The 16,869-nt window shown below is 73.2% G+C and carries 17 protein-coding genes and 3 pseudogenes; 12 read left to right on the forward strand and 8 right to left on the reverse strand.

What is annotated here, in order from left to right; genetic code table 11:
* The 4 genes and pseudogenes from V7E46_RS25415 to ilvD all read left to right on the forward strand — a co-directional run.
* A pseudogene (locus V7E46_RS25415) lies at positions 1–258 on the forward strand (hypothetical protein); the annotation flags it as partial.
* A gap of 39 nt (positions 259–297) precedes the next feature.
* Positions 298–1,149 carry a sugar phosphate isomerase/epimerase family protein gene (locus tag V7E46_RS25420; RefSeq protein ID WP_333770582.1) on the forward strand — a complete coding sequence of 284 codons (852 nt, stop codon included), beginning with the start codon at positions 298–300 and terminating at the stop codon, positions 1,147–1,149.
* Positions 1,146–1,898, forward strand: coding sequence for a TetR/AcrR family transcriptional regulator (locus V7E46_RS25425; protein ID WP_333770583.1), 753 nt, complete (start codon positions 1,146–1,148; stop codon positions 1,896–1,898). Before V7E46_RS25420 ends, V7E46_RS25425 begins: the two co-directional genes overlap by 4 nt.
* A gap of 142 nt (positions 1,899–2,040) precedes the next feature.
* A complete protein-coding gene (ilvD, locus tag V7E46_RS25430; RefSeq protein ID WP_333770584.1) occupies positions 2,041–3,894 on the forward strand; it encodes a dihydroxy-acid dehydratase in 1,854 nt (617 codons plus the stop codon).
* 110 nt (positions 3,895–4,004) lie between these two features.
* Here ilvD and V7E46_RS25435 read toward each other — a convergent pair whose 3' ends face one another.
* Positions 4,005–4,904 carry an SGNH/GDSL hydrolase family protein gene (locus V7E46_RS25435; RefSeq protein ID WP_333770594.1) on the reverse strand — a complete coding sequence of 300 codons (900 nt, stop codon included), beginning with the start codon at positions 4,902–4,904 and terminating at the stop codon, positions 4,005–4,007.
* A 363-nt stretch (positions 4,905–5,267) separates the two neighbouring features.
* Between V7E46_RS25435 and V7E46_RS25440 the strand changes: the two genes are divergently transcribed.
* Together V7E46_RS25440 and V7E46_RS25445 are read left to right on the forward strand one after the other, a co-directional pair.
* Positions 5,268–5,669, forward strand: a complete 402-nt coding sequence (locus V7E46_RS25440; protein ID WP_333770585.1) for an SSI family serine proteinase inhibitor — start codon at positions 5,268–5,270, stop codon at positions 5,667–5,669.
* Positions 5,670–5,783: 114 nt separating this feature from the next.
* The gene (locus V7E46_RS25445) at positions 5,784–6,044 is read left to right on the forward strand and encodes a GlsB/YeaQ/YmgE family stress response membrane protein (RefSeq protein ID WP_333770595.1); all 261 of its coding nucleotides are present in this window, start codon (positions 5,784–5,786) and stop codon (positions 6,042–6,044) included.
* 60 nt (positions 6,045–6,104) lie between these two features.
* Here the strand turns inward: V7E46_RS25445 and V7E46_RS25450 are convergent.
* Positions 6,105–7,319: pseudogene (locus tag V7E46_RS25450) on the reverse strand (helix-turn-helix domain-containing protein); the annotation flags it as partial.
* Here V7E46_RS25450 and V7E46_RS25455 point away from each other — a divergent pair.
* Positions 7,213–8,595 (forward strand): MFS transporter, encoded by a 1,383-nt coding sequence (locus V7E46_RS25455; protein ID WP_333770586.1) that lies wholly within the window; start codon positions 7,213–7,215, stop codon positions 8,593–8,595. The pseudogene V7E46_RS25450 and the gene V7E46_RS25455 overlap by 107 nt on opposite strands.
* Before the next feature lie 10 nt (positions 8,596–8,605).
* The gene (locus tag V7E46_RS25460) at positions 8,606–9,850 is read left to right on the forward strand and encodes a tyrosine-protein phosphatase (protein ID WP_333770587.1); all 1,245 of its coding nucleotides are present in this window, start codon (positions 8,606–8,608) and stop codon (positions 9,848–9,850) included.
* A 16-nt stretch (positions 9,851–9,866) separates the two neighbouring features.
* On the opposite strand, the gene V7E46_RS25465 is transcribed toward V7E46_RS25460, so the two are convergent.
* Together V7E46_RS25465 and V7E46_RS33990 are read right to left on the reverse strand one after the other, a co-directional pair.
* Positions 9,867–10,016 (reverse strand): hypothetical protein, encoded by a 150-nt coding sequence (locus tag V7E46_RS25465; RefSeq protein ID WP_333770588.1) that lies wholly within the window; start codon positions 10,014–10,016, stop codon positions 9,867–9,869.
* 15 nt (positions 10,017–10,031) lie between these two features.
* Positions 10,032–10,343 (reverse strand): annotated as a pseudogene (locus tag V7E46_RS33990) (hypothetical protein); the annotation flags it as partial.
* Between V7E46_RS33990 and V7E46_RS25470 the strand changes: the two are divergent.
* Positions 10,263–10,745, forward strand: coding sequence for an EamA/RhaT family transporter (locus V7E46_RS25470; protein ID WP_333770589.1), 483 nt, complete (start codon positions 10,263–10,265; stop codon positions 10,743–10,745). The pseudogene V7E46_RS33990 and the gene V7E46_RS25470 overlap by 81 nt on opposite strands.
* Positions 10,746–10,810: 65 nt before the next feature.
* Here the strand turns inward: V7E46_RS25470 and V7E46_RS25475 are convergent, their stop codons facing one another.
* From V7E46_RS25475 to V7E46_RS25485, 3 genes are read right to left on the reverse strand one after another with little or no spacing between them, the layout of a single operon-like run.
* A complete protein-coding gene (locus V7E46_RS25475) occupies positions 10,811–11,209 on the reverse strand; it encodes a PPOX class F420-dependent oxidoreductase (RefSeq protein WP_333770590.1) in 399 nt (132 codons plus the stop codon).
* 16 nt (positions 11,210–11,225) lie between these two features.
* Complete coding sequence (locus V7E46_RS25480) at positions 11,226–11,873, reverse strand: SDR family NAD(P)-dependent oxidoreductase (RefSeq protein WP_333770591.1); 648 nt, start codon at positions 11,871–11,873, stop codon at positions 11,226–11,228.
* A 14-nt stretch (positions 11,874–11,887) separates the two neighbouring features.
* Positions 11,888–12,355 (reverse strand): hypothetical protein, encoded by a 468-nt coding sequence (locus tag V7E46_RS25485; protein ID WP_329175864.1) that lies wholly within the window; start codon positions 12,353–12,355, stop codon positions 11,888–11,890.
* Positions 12,356–12,741: 386 nt separating this feature from the next.
* Between V7E46_RS25485 and V7E46_RS25490 the strand changes: the two genes are divergently transcribed.
* The 3 genes from V7E46_RS25490 to proC are packed head-to-tail and all read left to right on the forward strand — an operon-like array spanning position 12,742 to position 15,144.
* The gene (locus tag V7E46_RS25490) at positions 12,742–13,563 is read left to right on the forward strand and encodes an ABC transporter ATP-binding protein (protein WP_443054340.1); all 822 of its coding nucleotides are present in this window, start codon (positions 12,742–12,744) and stop codon (positions 13,561–13,563) included.
* Positions 13,560–14,297, forward strand: a complete 738-nt coding sequence (locus tag V7E46_RS25495) for an ABC transporter permease (protein WP_329175862.1) — start codon at positions 13,560–13,562, stop codon at positions 14,295–14,297. Before V7E46_RS25490 ends, V7E46_RS25495 begins: the two co-directional genes overlap by 4 nt.
* A 37-nt stretch (positions 14,298–14,334) precedes the next feature.
* Positions 14,335–15,144 (forward strand): pyrroline-5-carboxylate reductase, encoded by an 810-nt coding sequence (gene proC / locus V7E46_RS25500; RefSeq protein ID WP_333770592.1) that lies wholly within the window; start codon positions 14,335–14,337, stop codon positions 15,142–15,144.
* A 66-nt stretch (positions 15,145–15,210) separates the two neighbouring features.
* Here proC and trpS read toward each other — a convergent pair whose 3' ends face one another.
* The gene (gene trpS, locus V7E46_RS25505) at positions 15,211–16,221 is read right to left on the reverse strand and encodes a tryptophan--tRNA ligase (protein ID WP_333770593.1); all 1,011 of its coding nucleotides are present in this window, start codon (positions 16,219–16,221) and stop codon (positions 15,211–15,213) included.
* Positions 16,222–16,869 lie beyond the last annotated feature (648 nt).

Genomic DNA, 16,869 nt, shown 5'->3' on the forward strand with positions numbered 1-16,869 from the left:
GGGCAGTTGCTCGCGGGGGCGCTGGTGGCCGAGGGGGCGATGGACCTCTACGGCGTGGACGAGCTGGAGATCTGCCCGTGGGCGCTGCGCGAGGGCGTGATCCTGCGCAAGCTCGACGTCATGGCGGCGGACACCGGCGGCGCCGCGTCGGCCGGGGGCCTCGCGGGCGACACGCACGGCGGTGTGGCCAACCCCACACCCGCCGCCACCCCGTACAACGGCGGTACGGCGGCCACTGTGGCCCGTCGGTACGGCTGAGACGCCCGGTACGCACGGGCCCGCCGTACCCTGGCTCCCGTGGCTGAACCAGTGGACCCCAGGAAGCGAACCGGCGGCGTATCCGGCGTGAAGGTCGCGCTGTCCACGGCATCGGTGTATCCGGAGTCCACGGCGACGGCGTTCGAGATCGCCGCCCGGCTGGGATACGACGGGGTCGAGGTCATGGTGTGGACCGACCCGGTGAGCCAGGACGTGGACGCGCTGCGCCGGCTCTCGGACTACCACCGGATGCCGATCCTGGCCGTGCACGCGCCCTGCCTGCTGATCACCCAGCGGGTGTGGTCCACCGACCCGTGGGTGAAGCTCCAGCGGGCCAGGAAGGCGGCGCTGCGGCTGGGCGCGTCGACGGTCGTGGTGCACCCGCCCTTCCGCTGGCAGCGCGGTTACGCGCGGGAGTTCGTCCGCGGCCTGTGGCGCATGGCGGACGAGACCGACGTGCGCTTCGCGGTGGAGAACATGTACCCGTGGCGCTACCGGGACCGCGAGGTGATGGCGTACGCGCCGGACTGGGACGTGACCCGGGAGGACTACCGGCACTTCACGGTGGACCTGTCGCACGCGGCGACCTCCCGTACGGCCGCGCTGGACATGGTCGGCCGGATGGGCGACCGGCTCGCGCACGTGCACCTGGCGGACGGCAGCGGCTCGGCGAAGGACGAGCACCTGGTGCCGGGGCGCGGGACACAGCCGTGCGCCGCGCTGCTGGAGTCGCTGGCGGGCAGCGGCTACGCCGGGCACGTGGTGATCGAGGTCAACACCCGGCGGGCGATGTCGGCGGCCGAGCGCGAGGGCGACCTGGCGGAGGCGCTGGACTTCACCCGCCGCCACCTTGCGGTGCCCGCCGCCCGCCCGTCGTCGGTCCGCGCATGAGCGGTACGGACTCCGGTACGGCTTCCGGTACGTCGGCGGGCGCTCCCGCCGGTGCTTCCGGTACGCCCGCGGGTGCGGCTGCTTCCGCGGCCGGCTCCGCGGGTACGGCGCAGGACGGGCCGCCTCGCCGCCGGGGACGGCCCGCCGGGACCAGGAGCGGGGACGCCGCCGGCACCCGGGAGCGGATCCTCGCCGCCGCCCGCGAGGAGTTCTCGGCCCGCGGCTACGACAGGACCTCGGTCCGCTCCATCGGCAAGGCGGCCGGTGTGGACGCGGCCCTGGTCCATCACTACTTCGGCACCAAGGAGCAGGTCTTCGCCGCCGCCGTCGAGGTGTCCTTCGGCCCGGCCCTGGAGCTGCCGGGCGCCATGGCGGCGGGCGGCCCGGACGGGATGGGGGAGCGGCTGGCCCGCTTCATGCTGGGCGTGTGGGAGAACCCGGTCACCCGGGGGCCGCTGCTGGCGATCATACGGTCGGCGGTCACCAACGAGCGGGCCGCCGCCGTCTTCCGCGGGCTGATCAGCCGCAAGGTGCTGGCGCGGGTCGCGGGGGAGCTGCGGGTCGCCGACCCCGAATTCCGGGTGCAGCTCGCCGCGGCGCAACTGGTCGGGATCATCATGCTGCGGTACGTGGTGAAGGTGGAGCCGATCGCCTCGGCCGCGGCGGAGGACCTGGTGGCCGTGGTCGCGCCGACGCTCCAGCGCTATCTGACCGACCCGGACGTACGGCCCGGCGCCGCGGGGGCGTAGGAACGGGCGTGCGGAACGCCGGACAGGTGTTCCGTCATCCGGACGAGGTGTCCGGATCCTGGGCGACGGGCGTACCCTCGACGGCACGGTCGCGCGTCGCGGCCCGTCGTACGAGCAGAGTGAACCCAAGGGAGTGGACATCGTGCCCGAGCTGAGGTCACGTACGGTCACCCACGGCCGCAACATGGCAGGCGCCCGTGCGCTGATGCGCGCGTCCGGCGTGGACAACGCCGATATCGGCAAGCCGATCGTCGCGGTCGCCAACAGCTTCACCGAGTTCGTACCCGGGCACACCCACCTCCAGCCGGTCGGCCGGATCGTCTCCGAGGCGATCAAGGCGGCGGGCGCGGTGCCGCGCGAGTTCAACACCATCGCGGTGGACGACGGCATCGCCATGGGCCACGGCGGGATGCTCTACTCGCTGCCGTCCCGCGACCTGATCGCCGACTCCGTGGAGTACATGGTCGAGGCGCACTGCGCCGACGCGCTGATCTGCATCTCCAACTGCGACAAGATCACCCCGGGCATGCTGATGGCCGCGCTGCGGCTGAACATCCCGACGGTCTTCGTCTCCGGCGGCCCGATGGAGGCCGGCCGGGCCACCCTGGTCGACGGCACGGTCCGCAAGCTCGACCTGATCAACGCCATCGCCGACGCCGTCAACGAGAACGTCTCGGACGAGGACATCCTCCGTATCGAGGAGAACGCCTGTCCGACCTGCGGCTCCTGCTCGGGCATGTTCACCGCGAACTCGATGAACTGCCTCACCGAGGCGATGGGCCTGGCCCTGCCGGGCAACGGCTCGGTGCTGGCCACCCACACCGCACGCAAGGCGCTCTACCAGGACGCCGGCCGCACCGTCGTGGAACTGACCCGCCGCTACTACGAGCAGGACGACGCGTCCGTGCTGCCGCGGGCGATCGCGACCCGGGCCGCCTTCGAGAACGCCATGGCCCTGGACATCGCCATGGGCGGCTCGACCAACACGATCCTGCACCTGCTGGCCGCCGCCCAGGAAGCCGAACTGGACTACGGCCTGTCCGACATCAACGACGTCTCGCGCCGGGTGCCCTGCCTGGCCAAGGTCGCGCCGAACGTCGCGCCGGGCGGCACGTACTACATGGAGGACGTGCACCGGGCCGGCGGCATCCCGGCGATCCTCGGCGAGCTCTACCGCGGCGGGCTGCTCAACGAGGACGTGCACACCGTCCACTCCCGCTCCATCAAGGAATGGCTCGACACCTGGGACGTGCGCGGCGGTTCCCCGTCCGAGACCGCCGTCGAAATGTGGCACGCGGCCCCCGGCTGCGTCCGCTCCGCCACCGCCTTCTCGCAGTCCGAGCGGTGGGAGACGCTGGACACCGACGCGGCGGGCGGCTGCATCCGCGACGTCGAGCACGCCTACTCCCAGGACGGCGGCCTGGCCGTGCTGCGCGGCAACCTGGCCGTGGACGGCGCGGTGGTCAAGACGGCCGGCGTCGACGAGTCGATCTGGACCTTCGAGGGCCCCGCAGTCGTCTGCGAGTCGCAGGAGGAGGCCGTCGAGAAGATCCTCCGCAAGGAGATCACGCCCGGGGACGTCATCGTCATCCGCTACGAGGGTCCGCGCGGCGGCCCCGGCATGCAGGAGATGCTCTACCCCACCTCGTACTTGAAGGGCCGCGGCCTCGGCAAGTCCTGCGCGCTGATCACCGACGGCCGCTTCTCCGGCGGCACTTCGGGCCTGTCCATCGGCCACGCCTCGCCCGAGGCGGCCTCCGGCGGCACCATCGCCCTGGTCCACGACGGCGACCGCATCCGGATCGACATCCCGGCCCGGACGATGGAACTCCTGGTCTCCGACGAGGAGTTGGCCGCCCGCCGGGACGCGCTCGGCGGCGTCTACGCGCCCCGCGCCCGCGAGCGCAGGGTCTCCACGGCGCTGCGCGCGTACGCGGCCATGGCGACCAGCGCGGATCGCGGGGCGGTCCGCGACATCTCGAAGCTCGAAGGCTGAGCCTGTCCGTACGGCTGCCCGCCGCCCCGGGGTCCTTTCCCGGAGCGGCGGGCGGTTGGCGTTCTTCGGGGTCCCGGGGCCGTTCGGTCGTGCGGCCCCGGAGCCCTGGGTCAGCTCAGGCCGAGGACGGCCGCGGTCCGGTCGGCGAGCTTCGACTCGCCCAGGGCGTTGGGGTGGATCGGCACGAAGTTGGTGCCGAACAGCACCGGTTCGATCCACCGGGTGCCGATCGGCTGGCAGGCGTCGTGGCCTTCCGACACCCCGGAGACGTCCACGTACGTGGCGCCGGTCTCGGCGGCGGCGCGCTTCACCGCCGAGTTGAGGTGGGTCTGGAGGTCCCGCACGTAGGCCAGGTCGCCTGAGGCGATCGGCAGCTTCGCGAAGCAGCCGGCGACCGGGGCGGTGGGCACGACCCAGGGGTAACCGAGGATCGCCACCCGGGCGTTCGGCGCCTTGGCGCGTACGGACGCGAGCGCGGCCTTGATCGCCGGATAGGTGCCGTTGTCGATCTGGTCGTCGAAGGTGCTGCCGTACAGCGTCTGGCAGGGGTGCCCGATGCCGAAGGTCGCCAGCCCCGCGGAGCCGCAGGCCAGGGCCGCGTCGATGAAGGTGTTGTTGTCGTTGCCGCCGATCGTCATCGTGACCAGGCCCGTGCTGCTGCTCAGGGCGTCCAACTGCGGCGGCACATCGGGGTATTGCGCCCCGGCGAAGTCCTTGGTCTCGGCGGCGCCGCAGGTCACGTCCTTGAGCGCGAGCCCCGCGCGGGCGGCGAGCACATGCGGGTAGTTCGCGCTGGACCGCACGCACAGCAGTGCCGCGTCCGGGTCGAGCGGCAGGACGCCGGACGCGGCGCTGTAGCTGTCGCCCATCGCCACGTACGACTGCTGCGCCTGCGGTGCCTGCTGTCCTGGCGACGCCTGTGCGGCGGGGGCGTTCAGGCCGAGGACGGCCAGGGTGCCGGCGGCCAGGACGGCCGCCAGTCCCCGGGTCCTGCGGGCGAGGATGCGCATCGACATCTGCTGTCTCCTTTGACGCTGACATGACACTGGCATCGTTTGGCGCGGGTATCGGACGAGATCGGATGAAGTCGCTGGTGCTCCGCAGAAGTTACTGACTGGTCAGTCTGTGGTCAATGCTCCGCGCACGCAGTAGTCCCCAGGAGTTCACTTTTTCACCGTTCCGCCCCACACCGGCCGCTCGCACGGCCACCTACCGCCGCGCCGGGCCGCGCAGCCACAAGCGGCACCCCCGGGGAGCGCGCGAGCGCAGCGCGTCGGCGGCGTCAATGCCCGGCGCCACGGGTACCCCGTTCAGGCGCGTCGTGGGCGTGGCGGCTCGCCGGTGAGGTGCGGGGTGCGGTGGGGTGGCGGGTCGTGAAGACACTGCACATGGTGGCCGCCACCACGTTGATCCTGCTCGCGGCGCAAGCCCCCGCCCTGGGGCAGGGGGTGGCCCCCGACCCGAACCCGGGGCTGCAGCTGACCGTCGCCGCCCGGGACGGGAGCTGGGCGCGGAGCGCCGGGCTGGCCTGTGATCCGTTTCCGCACGGGAGCCATCCGCTCGCCGTACCCGCCTGTACGGCGCTGTCCGCCGCGAACGGGGACTTCGACGCGCTGCCCGGCCAGCCGGGCGTCTGCCGGGACCCGTACCAGCCGGTGGCCGTCAGCGCCCGGGGGGAATATCACGGCCACCCGGTGGACTGGCGGAAGAAGTTCGCCAACCTCTGCGTGCTGAAGGCCGCGACCGGCCCGGTCTTCGCTTTCGCCCGCGGCTAGACCCCACTGACGCGGGCTGACGGATTGCCCGCAAGAAGGGAGTGCCTCCGCGAAGCCGGGGCAAGCGGTTGTTCAGGTACCTGACAGTCGGGGCCTGGAAAGTGAGGCAGTGACATGTCGTTCCTCTGGGCGATTATTGCGGGCCTGATCATCGGCCTGCTGGCCAAGCTCGTTCTGCCCGGGCGCCAGCCCATTCCCCTGTGGCTGACGATCCTCCTCGGCGTGATCGGCGGCCTGCTGGGCAACGGCCTGGCCTCGGCTCTCGACGTCGCCGACACCAACGGGGTCGACTGGATCCGGCACGCCCTGCAGATCGGGGCGGCGGCGGTGCTGATCGCCCTCGTCACACCGGCATGGGGCCGACGTCGCGCCTGACGGTGCACAGTCACCAGTCCTCATCCCACGGCCCTCGCGGTCCTGGCCCAGGCGGGTCAGGGCCGCGAACGCCTGTGTACCCGCGGTGGCCGAGTACGCCACCAGGCGGTGCGGCGGCGGCAGCGGTGTGGACAGCACGACGTAGTCGAGGGTGAGCGGTCCTGCCGCCGGGTGCAGCAGGCGTTTGCGGCCGTCGACCTTGTGGTGCAGGGCGCGGGCGGTCCACAGCCGGCGGAAATCGGGGCTGGCAGTGGTGAGTTCGGCGACCAGCGCGGCCAGCGCGGGGTCGTCGGGGCGGTGCCCGGTCGCCGCGCGCAGATGCGCCACCGAATCGGCCGCGATCTCCGGCCAGTCCGCGAACAGCGTCCGGGCCGCCGGATCGGTGAAGACATACCGCACATTGTTGGGGCGGCGCGGCCCTTCGACGAGGTGCGCGAAGAGCGCGGCGGCGGTGGAATTCCAGGCCAGTACGTCGCTGCGGGCGTCGATCACGTAGCCGGCGGTGGGCGGCGCGAGCAGGTCGAGCATGCGCCGCGCGCCCGACGCGGGCACGGCGGCCTCCGGCAGCGGACCCGCCGGGTCGGCGGCCAGCGCGAAGAGGTGGCCGCTCTCCTGCGGGGTCAGGCGCAGCGCCCGGGCCAGCGCGCCCAGCACACCGGCCGACGGGTGCGGGGCGCGGCCCTGTTCGAGCCGGGTGTAGTAGCCCGCGCTCACCCCGGCCAGCCGGGCGACCTCGGCCCGCCGCAGGCCGGGCGTACGCCGTACGCCCTCGCCGCCGGGCAGCCCCACCGCTTCGGGCGCGAGCCGCGTACGCCGGGAGCGCAGGAAGGCGCCCAGCTCACGCGCCCGCAGATCGTTCCGCCGCCCGGCCATCCCGGCTGCCCCCTGTCGCCGTCGCGCTCGATCTTGTACGAGTGCCGGGTGCGGTACGCCCGGAGGCCCGGACCCGTGCCGTCCGCGCGGCTGTCCCGATCCGTACCGGATGCCGGAGTCCGTGCGCCCCAAGGCTCCGCCCCCGCCGGTCGTCCCCGTTGTGTCCCGCCCGAACCGCCGGCGTCCCTGCCGCAACCGGCCCGCACCCGGTGGCACCGCACCGCCGGTCAGCGTAGCCCTGTCAGGTGCACCCTCGCCGCTTCCGCCAGGACGCCGCCCGGGCCAGCCTGGGACGGTGATCATCACCGCCCGCCGGCCTGCCGCGGCCACTCCCGCCAGCTCCCGGCTGACCCTCTTCGCCGCCTCGTCCGGCTTCCTGATGGTGAGCCTCGACGCCACCATCGTGAACGTCGCCCTGCCCGCCCTCGGCCGTGACCTGGGCGCCGGGCTCAGCGGGCTGCAATGGGTGGTGGACGGCTACGTGCTGATGTTCGCCGCCTTCCAGCTGATCGGCGGCTCGCTCGGTGACCGCCTCGGCGCGCGCCGGGCCTTCACGGCGGGGCTCGGCCTGTTCATGGCGGCGTCGCTGGCCTGCGGGCTGGCCGTCTCCCCGGGGATGCTGATCGGCGCGCGCCTCGTGCAGGGCGTCGGCGCTGCCGTCCAGCTGCCCGCGTCGCTGGCGATGGTGCGGCACGCGTACGCCGACGCCGCCGCGCGGACCCGGGCGGTCGGCGTATGGGCGGCGGCCGGCGGCGCGGCGGTCGCCGCGGGACCCGTGGTCGGCGGGCTGCTGCTGGCCTGGCTCGGCTGGCGGTCGCTGTTCCTGGTGAACCTGCTGATCGGGGCGGTCGGCCTGGCGGCGGCGGCCCGCGCGGACCCGGCACCCGGCGTCCGCCGCCGGTTCGACCTGCCTGGCCAGGCGGCCGTGCTCGCGGCCCTGTGCGGGCTGACCTTCGCCCTGATCGAGGGCGGCCCCCTCGGCTGGACGTCGGCGCCGGTGCTCGCCGCGTTCGCGGTGGCCTCGGCGGCGGGCACGGTCTTCTCACGCTGGGAGCGCCGCGCGGCCGAACCGATGCTGCCGCCACGGCTGTTCGCCGACCCGGCGGTGTCGGCCGCCGCCGCGGCGGGCTTCGCGCAGAACTTCGCCTACTACGGCATCGTCTTCCTGCTCAGCCTGTTCCTGCAGAACGAACGGGGCGACTCCGCGCTGGTGACCGGCCTGGCCTTCCTGCCGATGAGCCTGGCCGCGATGGCGGCGAACCTGGGCGGCGGGCGGCTGACCGCGAGCCACGGGCCGAGGGCGCCGCTGGTCGGCGGCCAGCTGCTCTTCGCGGCCGGGCTGCTGGCCCTGCTCGCGGTCGGCCCCGGCGCCCCGCTGTGGGCGGTCTGCCCGGTCACGGTCCTGGTCGGCCTCGGCGGCGGGGCGGCGGTGCCCGCCATGACCAGCGCCGTCCTCGACGCGGCACCGCCCGCCCATGCCGGGGTCGCGGCTGCCGGGCTGAACACCGTTCGCCAGGTCGGCGGGGCGGTCGGCGTGGCCCTTTTCGGCGCGCTGGTGGCCGGCGACTTCCTGCCGGGGCTGCGGCTGTCGCTGCTGGTTGCCGCCGCCGCGCTGCTCGCGGCGGCCTCGGTGACGGCCCGCTGGGTGCGGCGGCCGGGCCGCCGGGCCGGGACATAGGCTGCGGTCCATGAGCAGGCATATATCTTTCGAACGGCTGCACAATTTCCGCGACCTCGGCGGTTACCCGACCGCCGACGGCCACGTCGTGCGGTGGGGACGGCTGTTCCGCGCCGACTCGCTGGGCAAGCTGGGCGGTGCCGACTGGGACCGCTTCCTCGATCTGGGCGTGACCACGGTCATCGACCTGCGCTATCCGTGGGAGATCGACGCCAAGGGGCGGGTGCCCGAGCACCCGGGGCTCGCGTACCACAACCTCAGCATCGAGCACCGCCCGTACGACCAGCCGTCGCTGGGACCCGACGTGGAGACCGGCCCGTTCCTGGCCGAGCGCTTCATGGAGGTCGCGCAGGACGGCGTCAAGGAACTGCGGCAGGCCCTCGACGTGATCGCCGCCCCGGACGGCGGCCCGGTGGTCTTCCACTGCGCCTCGGGCAAGGACCGCACCGGACAGCTCGCCGCCCTCGTCCTGGCGCTGCTGGGCGTGCCGGACGACGTCATCATCGAGGACTTCGCCCTGACCGAACTGGCCACCGAGCGCCTGCTCGCCGACTGGCGCGCCGACCACGGGGGCCGCTCCCCGCAATGGCCCGGTTACGGCCGCGCGCCCGCCGAGGTGATGCGGCTCTTCCTGGCCGCGATGGCCGACAGGTACGGGTCCGTAGCGGCCTACGCGGCACAGGAGTTGGGCGCCGACGCCGAGCTGGTCGCCGCGCTGCGCCGCAACCTGCTCGGACCGGCGCTGGCCTTCCGGCGCGCGGACGAGGCCGACGTACCGCTGCTGGTCGGCCTGCGCGACGCCGCCGCGCGCTGGCAGATCGCCCGCGGCATCGACCAGTGGCACCCGGGCGAACTGGGCGAGGACCACTTCCGCGCCCGCCTCGCGGACGGCGAGGTCTGGATCGCCACGCTCGGCACCGGCGGCCCGGTCGCCGGTGCCTGGGAGCTGTGGTGGGACGACCCGGCGGCCTGGGGCAGCACACCCGGCGCCGCCGGCTACGTCCACCGGTTGATGACCGCCCGCGACACCGCTCCGCCCGGCACCGGCCGCCGCCTGCTCGCCGAGGCCGAACGCCGCATCGCCGAGGCGGGATTGGGCCTGTGCCGCCTCGACTGCCTGGCCGACAACGCCTTCCTGCACACGTACTACCGGGCGGCGGGCTACCGGGTCGTCGGCGAGCAGTCCGTGAAGTCCGGTGTGGGGCAGGGGACATACGCCGTCACGCTCCTGGAGAAGCAGCTCACCGCCGGGTGACCCCCCGCCGCCCCGGTCAGCGGGCGGCCCGCGGGGTGAGCTTCCACAGCCGGACCGTACGGTCGGAACCCGCGGCGGCGGGGAACCGGCCGTCGGCGCTGAAGGCCACCGAGCGGATCAGGCCGGCATGACCGGTGGGGGTCGCGGTGACGCGGCGGTCGGCCACCTTCCACAGCTCGACGGTGCCGTTCTCCGCGCCGGTGGCCGGGAATCTCCCGTTAGGGCTGAACGCCAGAGCGCGTACACCGGACCCGAAGTGCTGGTCAGGACGGTGACCTTGTCCTGCGCACGGGGCAGCCCAGCAGGGGCGCGGGGAGCTGCGGGACAGGCCATGTCGGCGCACCAGGCGACAGGTCACCGCAAGTGGGAGGTCCCGGGCAAACCGCCGGAGGCAACCGGCATAATTGACCGCGTGAGCGACACGACGAAGACCCGGCCGGAGGCCCCGGCGCCGGAGGCGATCCGCTGGTTCGGCACCACCTGGCTCGACCACGACCGCGGCTATGCCTGGCGCAGGACCGCCGCAGCGGCCGGCTCCCTCCTGGCCGCCGCAGCCGGCGCCTTCGTGCTGCGCCTCGGCTTCCAGGGCCTGGCCGACGCCAAGATCGGCACCTTCGTCACCGTCCTGGCCTTCTGCGGCGTCGCAGTGTGCAGCGTCCTCGCCTTCCAGCGCACATGGAAGGGCTTCACCGCCCGCCGCCCGGCCGGCCGGGCCAACGACAACCAGAGCCTCTACGCGATCGGCTTCATCGGCGCCCTGCTCGCCTATTTCGTCCGTTCGCTCACCGAAGCCCCCGGCGAGGCCTTGCACCGCAGCGAGTACGAGGCGGCCGGCGCCCGCCAGGCGTCCCGCCGAAGCACCGGCGCGAAGCCCAAGCGCAGGCCCAAGCGCTGACGCAGGTCAAAGGGCGACGCCCACCCCCGACCAAGCCACCGCGGAGCCCACGGCGCTGACGCAGGTCAGAAGGTGACGGCCACGCCGATCTGGGCCGGGCGGGGCCTGCGGAGCAGCTTGCGGGAGAGGTCGGTCAGCCGGACCAGCACGTATTTGCGGGCCAGCAGCCGCCGCGCCGCATCCGTTCCCGCCTCGTCCAGCAGGCGTGCCGTGCCCTCGACGGTGGCGGCGCCCGGGGCGACCTGGCCGCGGACGTTGCACACCGCGACCTGCACGCGGCCACCGTTCCTGATCCGCTTGACCTTGCCGCTGCCGGACCCGGTCCAGAAGACCAGTTCACGGTCGGAGACGGCGTACCAGACGGCCGTGGGGACGCCCGTACCGTCCCGCCGGTAGGTGGTGACGCTCACGTACTTGCCGCGCCGCAGTGCGGCCAGTGCGTCCGAGCCGGTGAGGGGGGTCACGCCCCGATACTAGGGCTCACCGCAGCAGGGCGAGCGCCGTGTCCCACAACCGCTCGGCATTGCCCGGGGCGAGGGCGAAGGGCGCGACGCCGCCGCCGAAGAGCGGCGGGGCCTGGTCGAGCAGGGCCGCCTCGTTGCCGTCCTCCAGATAGCGCCCGCCGACCCCGTCGAGCAGCGGTGACGCGGCCAGCAGCACGGAGGTGGCGGCGCCCTGTGCCGCGGACTTGCGGCGCTCGGGCGGAGTGCGCAGGCCACCGGTGTGCCGCTGGAGGCTGGTGGCGATGGCACCGGGATTCACGGCGTTGGCGAGGATGCCGTCACCGGCCCAGCGCCTGGTCGCCTCGACGGCGAGCAGCACGTCGGCCGTCTTGGACTCCCCGTAGGCGCCCAGCGGCTGGTACGGCCGGAAGCGGTGGTCGAGGTCGTCGAAGACCACCGGGGCGTAGAGGCGGGCGTTGGAGCTGAGCGACACGACGCGGGCGCCGTCGGCCCGGGCGAGCGCCGGGTGCAGGGCGGCGGTGAGCGCGAAGTGGCCGAGGAAGTTGACGGCGAACTGCAGCTCGCGGCCCTGCGGGGTGCGGGTGAGCTCGGGCAGCGCCTTCAGACGCCGGTGCGGCTCCGCACACCCCCGCGGGGGCGGCGCCGACCCCCGCCGGCGCCCCATCCCGGCGGTAGCCGCTACTTGCGGGCCGCCCCGACCACGCCGACCGCACCCACCACGGCCGCGACCACGGCGCCGTGCCACAGCCCGGTCCATATGGTGCTGAAGAAGCCCTGGCTGGTCAGCAACTGCCGGATCACCATGTCGCTGAGGAACATCAGCGCGGCCGGGACCGCCGCCACCTGCCACGGGTGCGAGCGCGCCCAGCGCCTGATGCGCCGGTCGCGGCCCGAGCCGTGAGAGGAATAGCCGAGCACCGCGCCCGAGCCGCCCACGCAGAAGAAGAGCAGCGCGGCGACCGAGATCGCGCCGGACAGGATGCCCAGGCCGAAGTGCCCGTGCACCAGGTGCAGTGCCAGCGACACGCCCCCGCCGAGCGCGCCGACCACGGCCGCGGGCCGCCATGGGCCGAGGGTCGCGGAGGCCACGGCCAATTGCCGCTTCTCCGCGCCGGAAACAGCGATTTCACGGGATGAACGACTCATACCGCAACACTCCTCCGCGACCGGCGGGAACGCCATAGGGGATGACCCTGACGTGCCCCTCATGCCCCGCCCGGCCCTCTCCTACCAGGTCGCGGAGCGGCTCCCCGAGCGGTCCGTACTCCGCCGCGCCGGCCGTTCCGAGGGCGACTGCGCCGCCCCGCGTGCCCCCGGCGACCAGTGCCGCGGTGCCGGCCGACGGCCGGCACCGTCCGTCGTCATGCGGCTGCCGCCGGGCCGGTCGTACGCCGGTGCCGGGGTACGGCGCCAGGACCGCCGTGATCTCCCGGCCTGGCCGCCGCGCGAGCGTGCCCGCGCGGCCCAGTCCCCGGAGGGCGACCGGAGCACACGGCTTGACGTGAGCGCGCCGCGAGGTGTTTATTCACCGCATGATGAATAAACACCCGGGACCCGCGGTGGAGGCGTCCGGCCTCCGCGTCCTCCGCGGTGGCCGCACCGTGCTCGACGACCTCGCCTTCACGATCCCGCGCGCCCGGATCACCGGCCTGCTCGGGCCGAGCGGCTGCGGCAAGTCCACCCTCATGCGGGCCGTCGTCGGCTCCCAGGCGCACGTCACCGGCACCCTCACCGTCCTCGGCCGCCCCGCGGGCCACCGCGACCTGCGGCCCAGGGTCGGCTACGTCACCCAGGCGCCGTCCGTCTACACGGACCTGACCGCCAGGCAGAACCTCGAATACTTCGCCGCCGTCCTCGGCATCCCCCGCCGCGACCGCCCCACGCACGTGGACCGCGCCCTGCGCGACGTCGACCTGACCTCGCACGCCGACGCGCTGGCGGGGAATCTGTCCGGCGGCCAGCGCGGCCGGGTCTCGCTCGCCGTCGCCCTGCTCGGCGACCCCGAACTCCTCGTGCTCGACGAGCCCACCGTCGGCCTCGACCCCGTACTGCGCCGCGACCTGTGGCAGCTCTTCCACCGCCTCACCGACGAGCGCGGCGCGACCCTCCTGGTCTCCTCCCACGTCATGGACGAAGCCGAACGCTGCCACCGCCTGCTGCTGCTCCGCGACGGCCGGCTGCTCGCCGACGACACCCCCGACGCCCTGCGCCGCGGCACCGCGACCGACACCGTCGAGGAGGCCTTCCTCCACCTGGTCGACCAGGCCGACGCCGCCGAATCGCGTACGCCGGACACCGCCGACGCCGAACCCCGTACTCCCGCCGCCGCGCCTACGGAGGCGACCCCGCGATGAACCCCGCCCGTACCCTCGCCACCGCCCGCCGGGTCCTGCGCCAGCTCAGCCACGACCCGCGCACCATCGCCCTGATGCTGGTGGTGCCCTGCGTCCTGCTGACGCTGCTCACATACGTCTTCGACGCCAGCCCGCGCACCTTCGACTCCGCCGGCGCGTCCCTGCTCGGCATCTTCCCGCTGATCACGATGTTCCTGGTCACGTCCATCGCCACGCTGCGCGAACGCACCTCGGGCACCCTGGAGCGCCTGCTGTCCATGCCGCTGGGCAAGGCCGACCTGCTCGTCGGCTACGCCCTCGCCTTCGGCGCGGTCGCCGTCGTCCAGGCCGCGCTCGCCACCGGGCTGACGTCTCTGGCCCTCGGCCTCGACGTGTCGGGCTCCGCCTGGCTGCTGCTGCTCATCGCGCTGGCCGACGCCTTCCTCGGCACCGCGCTCGGCCTGTTCGTCAGCGCCTTCGCGGCCAGCGAATTCCAGGCGGTGCAGTTCCTGCCCGCTGTCCTGCTCCCGCAACTGCTCCTGTGCGGCCTGTTCGTACCGCGCGGCGACATGCAGCCGGCGCTGTCCGGCGTGTCCGACGCCCTGCCGATGTCGTACGCCGTCGACGGCATGAGCCAGGTCGTCCACCACACCGGCGTCACCGGCGACTTCGTACGCGACCTCGCCGTCGTCGCCGGGAGCGCGCTGCTCGCCCTCGCGCTCGGCGCCGCCACCTTGCGCCGCCGTACGGCGTGACCACCGGGGCCGTCGCCATTAGCGGCATCATGGGGCCATGACCCAGCAGAAAGTCGCCGTCCTCGGCACCGGAAAAATCGGCGAGGCCCTGCTCTCCGGCATGATCCGCGCCGGATGGGCACCCGCCGACCTCCTCGTCACCGCCCGCCGCAAGGACCGGGCCGAGGAGCTGCGCGCCCGCTACGGCATCGAGCCCGTCGACAACGCCGAGGCGGCCAAATCCGCCGACACCCTCATCCTGACCGTCAAACCACAGGACATGGCGGCGCTGCTCGACGAACTCGCCCCGCACGTCCCGGCCGACCGCCTCGTCATCAGCGCCGCCGCAGGCATCCCCACCGCCTTCTTCGAGGAGCGCCTCGCCGCGGGCACCGCCGTCGTCCGGGTCATGCCCAACACCCCGGTCCTCGTGGACGAGGGCATGTCCGTGATCTCCGCCGGACGGTACGCCGACGAGTCCCACCTCGCCTGCACCGAGGCGATCTTCCAGCCGGTCGGCAAGACGCTGCGGGTCCCGGAGAAGCAGCAGGACGCCGCCACCGCGCTGTCCGGCTCGGGCCCCGCCTACTTCTACTACCTGGTCGAGGCCATGACCGACGCCGGCATCCTGCTCGGCCTGCCCCGCTCCCAGGCCCACGACCTCATCGTGCAGTCCGCCATCGGCGCCGCCGTGATGCTCCGCGACAGCGGCGAACACCCGGTCAAGCTCCGCGAGGCCGTCACCTCCCCGGCCGGTACGACGATCAACGCGATCCGGGAGCTGGAGAAGCACGGCGTCCGCGCGGCCATGCTGGCCGCACTGGAGGCGGCCCGCGACCGCAGCCGCGAGCTGGCCTCCGGCGTCTGAGCCCCAGCGGTCCGGCGGGTCCGGTCGGCCCTGAGGCCGGACCCGCCGGACCCCCGGGGACGCGGCTCACATCGGCGGCAGCAGCCCCATCGCCCGGTAGGCCGCGTCCACGGTCGGCCGGGCGAGGGCCCGCGCCTGCGCCGCCCCCTCCCGCAGCACCCCGTCGACATAGCCCGGGTCGGCGCTCAGCTCGGCGTGCCGTGCCCGGACCGGACGCAGCAGCTCCACCACCGCCTCGGCCGTATCCCGCTTCAGCACACCGAAGCCGAGCCCGCCCGCGTCGTAGTCCGCCGCCAGCGCCGCCGGCTCCTTGCCCGTGCAGGACGCCAGGATCTCCAGCAGATTCGCCAGCCCCGGCCGCGCCGCCCGGTCGTAGCCGACCCCCGGCTCGCTGTCGGTGACCGCCCGCATCAGCTTCTTGGTGACCACGTCCGGTTCGTCCAGCAGATAGACGATCCCGGCCGTCGCGTCATGCGACTTCCCCATCTTCGACGCCGGGTCCTGCAGATCCATCACCCGCGCCGCCACCGCCGGCGCCGTGGCCCGCGGAATGACGAACGTCCCGCCGTACCGCTGGTTGAACCGCTCCGCCAGATCCCGGGTCAGCTCCACATGCTGCGTCTGGTCCTGCCCGACCGGCACCTCGTCGGCCCCGTACGCCAGGATGTCCGCCGCCATCAGCACCGGATACGTCAGCAGCGACAGCCGCACGCTCTGTCCCGCGGCCTGCGCCCGCGCCGACTTCTCCTTGTACCGGATCATCCGCCGCATCTCCCCGTCCGAGGCGACGCACTCCAGCAGGTACGAGAGCCGCGCGTGCTCGTCCACATGGCTCTGCACGAATACCGTGCACACCTGTGGATCGAGCCCCGTCGCGAGCAGCAGAGTCACCGCCTGCCGGCTCAGCCGCCGTACCCGCGCCGGATCGTGCTCGACGGTGAGCGCGTGCAGGTCCACCACGCAGAACAGCGACTCCGCCCGGTGCTGGTCCTCCTCCGCCCACCGCCGCAGCGCACCGAGGTAGTTGCCGAGGGTCAGATGCCCGGTGGGTTTGATACCGCTGAAAACACGAGTCATCGCACTGTCTCCTGTCCCCCGGGGACCGGGGGCTTCGTCGGGAGACCGCCGCTCACCACGGCCGGGGACAACGAAAACGGCCGCCTGAGCGGCGGCCGTGGATGCATACATGGGTCCGGGCCGCCTCTAGGCGGCCCACCACTGGGTGCTGTGGCACGTATGCGAAGTCATGCGGTCAGAGTAGCGCCGGAGCGCGGCTTGTGAAGGCCCGGCACGAAGTTGACACGCATCGGTCAGCTGCGTAACGTACTCCGGGCTGTCCGACGTGAGCGCCGATCCTGATCGGTTCCCGGGCAGCCATCCCGCAACAAACATCCGTACGACTACGGCGTTGTGCCGTGCCGTCCGGCTGTATGTTTCCGGAATGCGTGGATGCGGAAGGTAAACCGGCCGATTTGGAAAGGCCGATGAACTTCCGCTAAAGTCTCACTCGTCGGAACGGCCGAACAGCCGGAAAGACGAACCCCGCTGACTGGGGGTCAGACACCGGAAAGCGTCTGATAGAGTCGGAAACACAGAAGGGAAAGCCCGGAGGGGCCGGTGAAACGGTTTCGAAGGAAGCGTCCGTTCCTTGAGAACTCAACAGCGTGCCAAAAGTCAACGCCAGATATGTTGATACCCCGTCGCGTGCCTCAGTTTGTGGGTGCG

Origin of the sequence: Streptomyces sp. IBSBF 2435, from assembly GCF_036815005.1 — a bacterium.
In the GTDB taxonomy this organism is placed as follows: domain Bacteria; phylum Actinomycetota; class Actinomycetes; order Streptomycetales; family Streptomycetaceae; genus Actinacidiphila.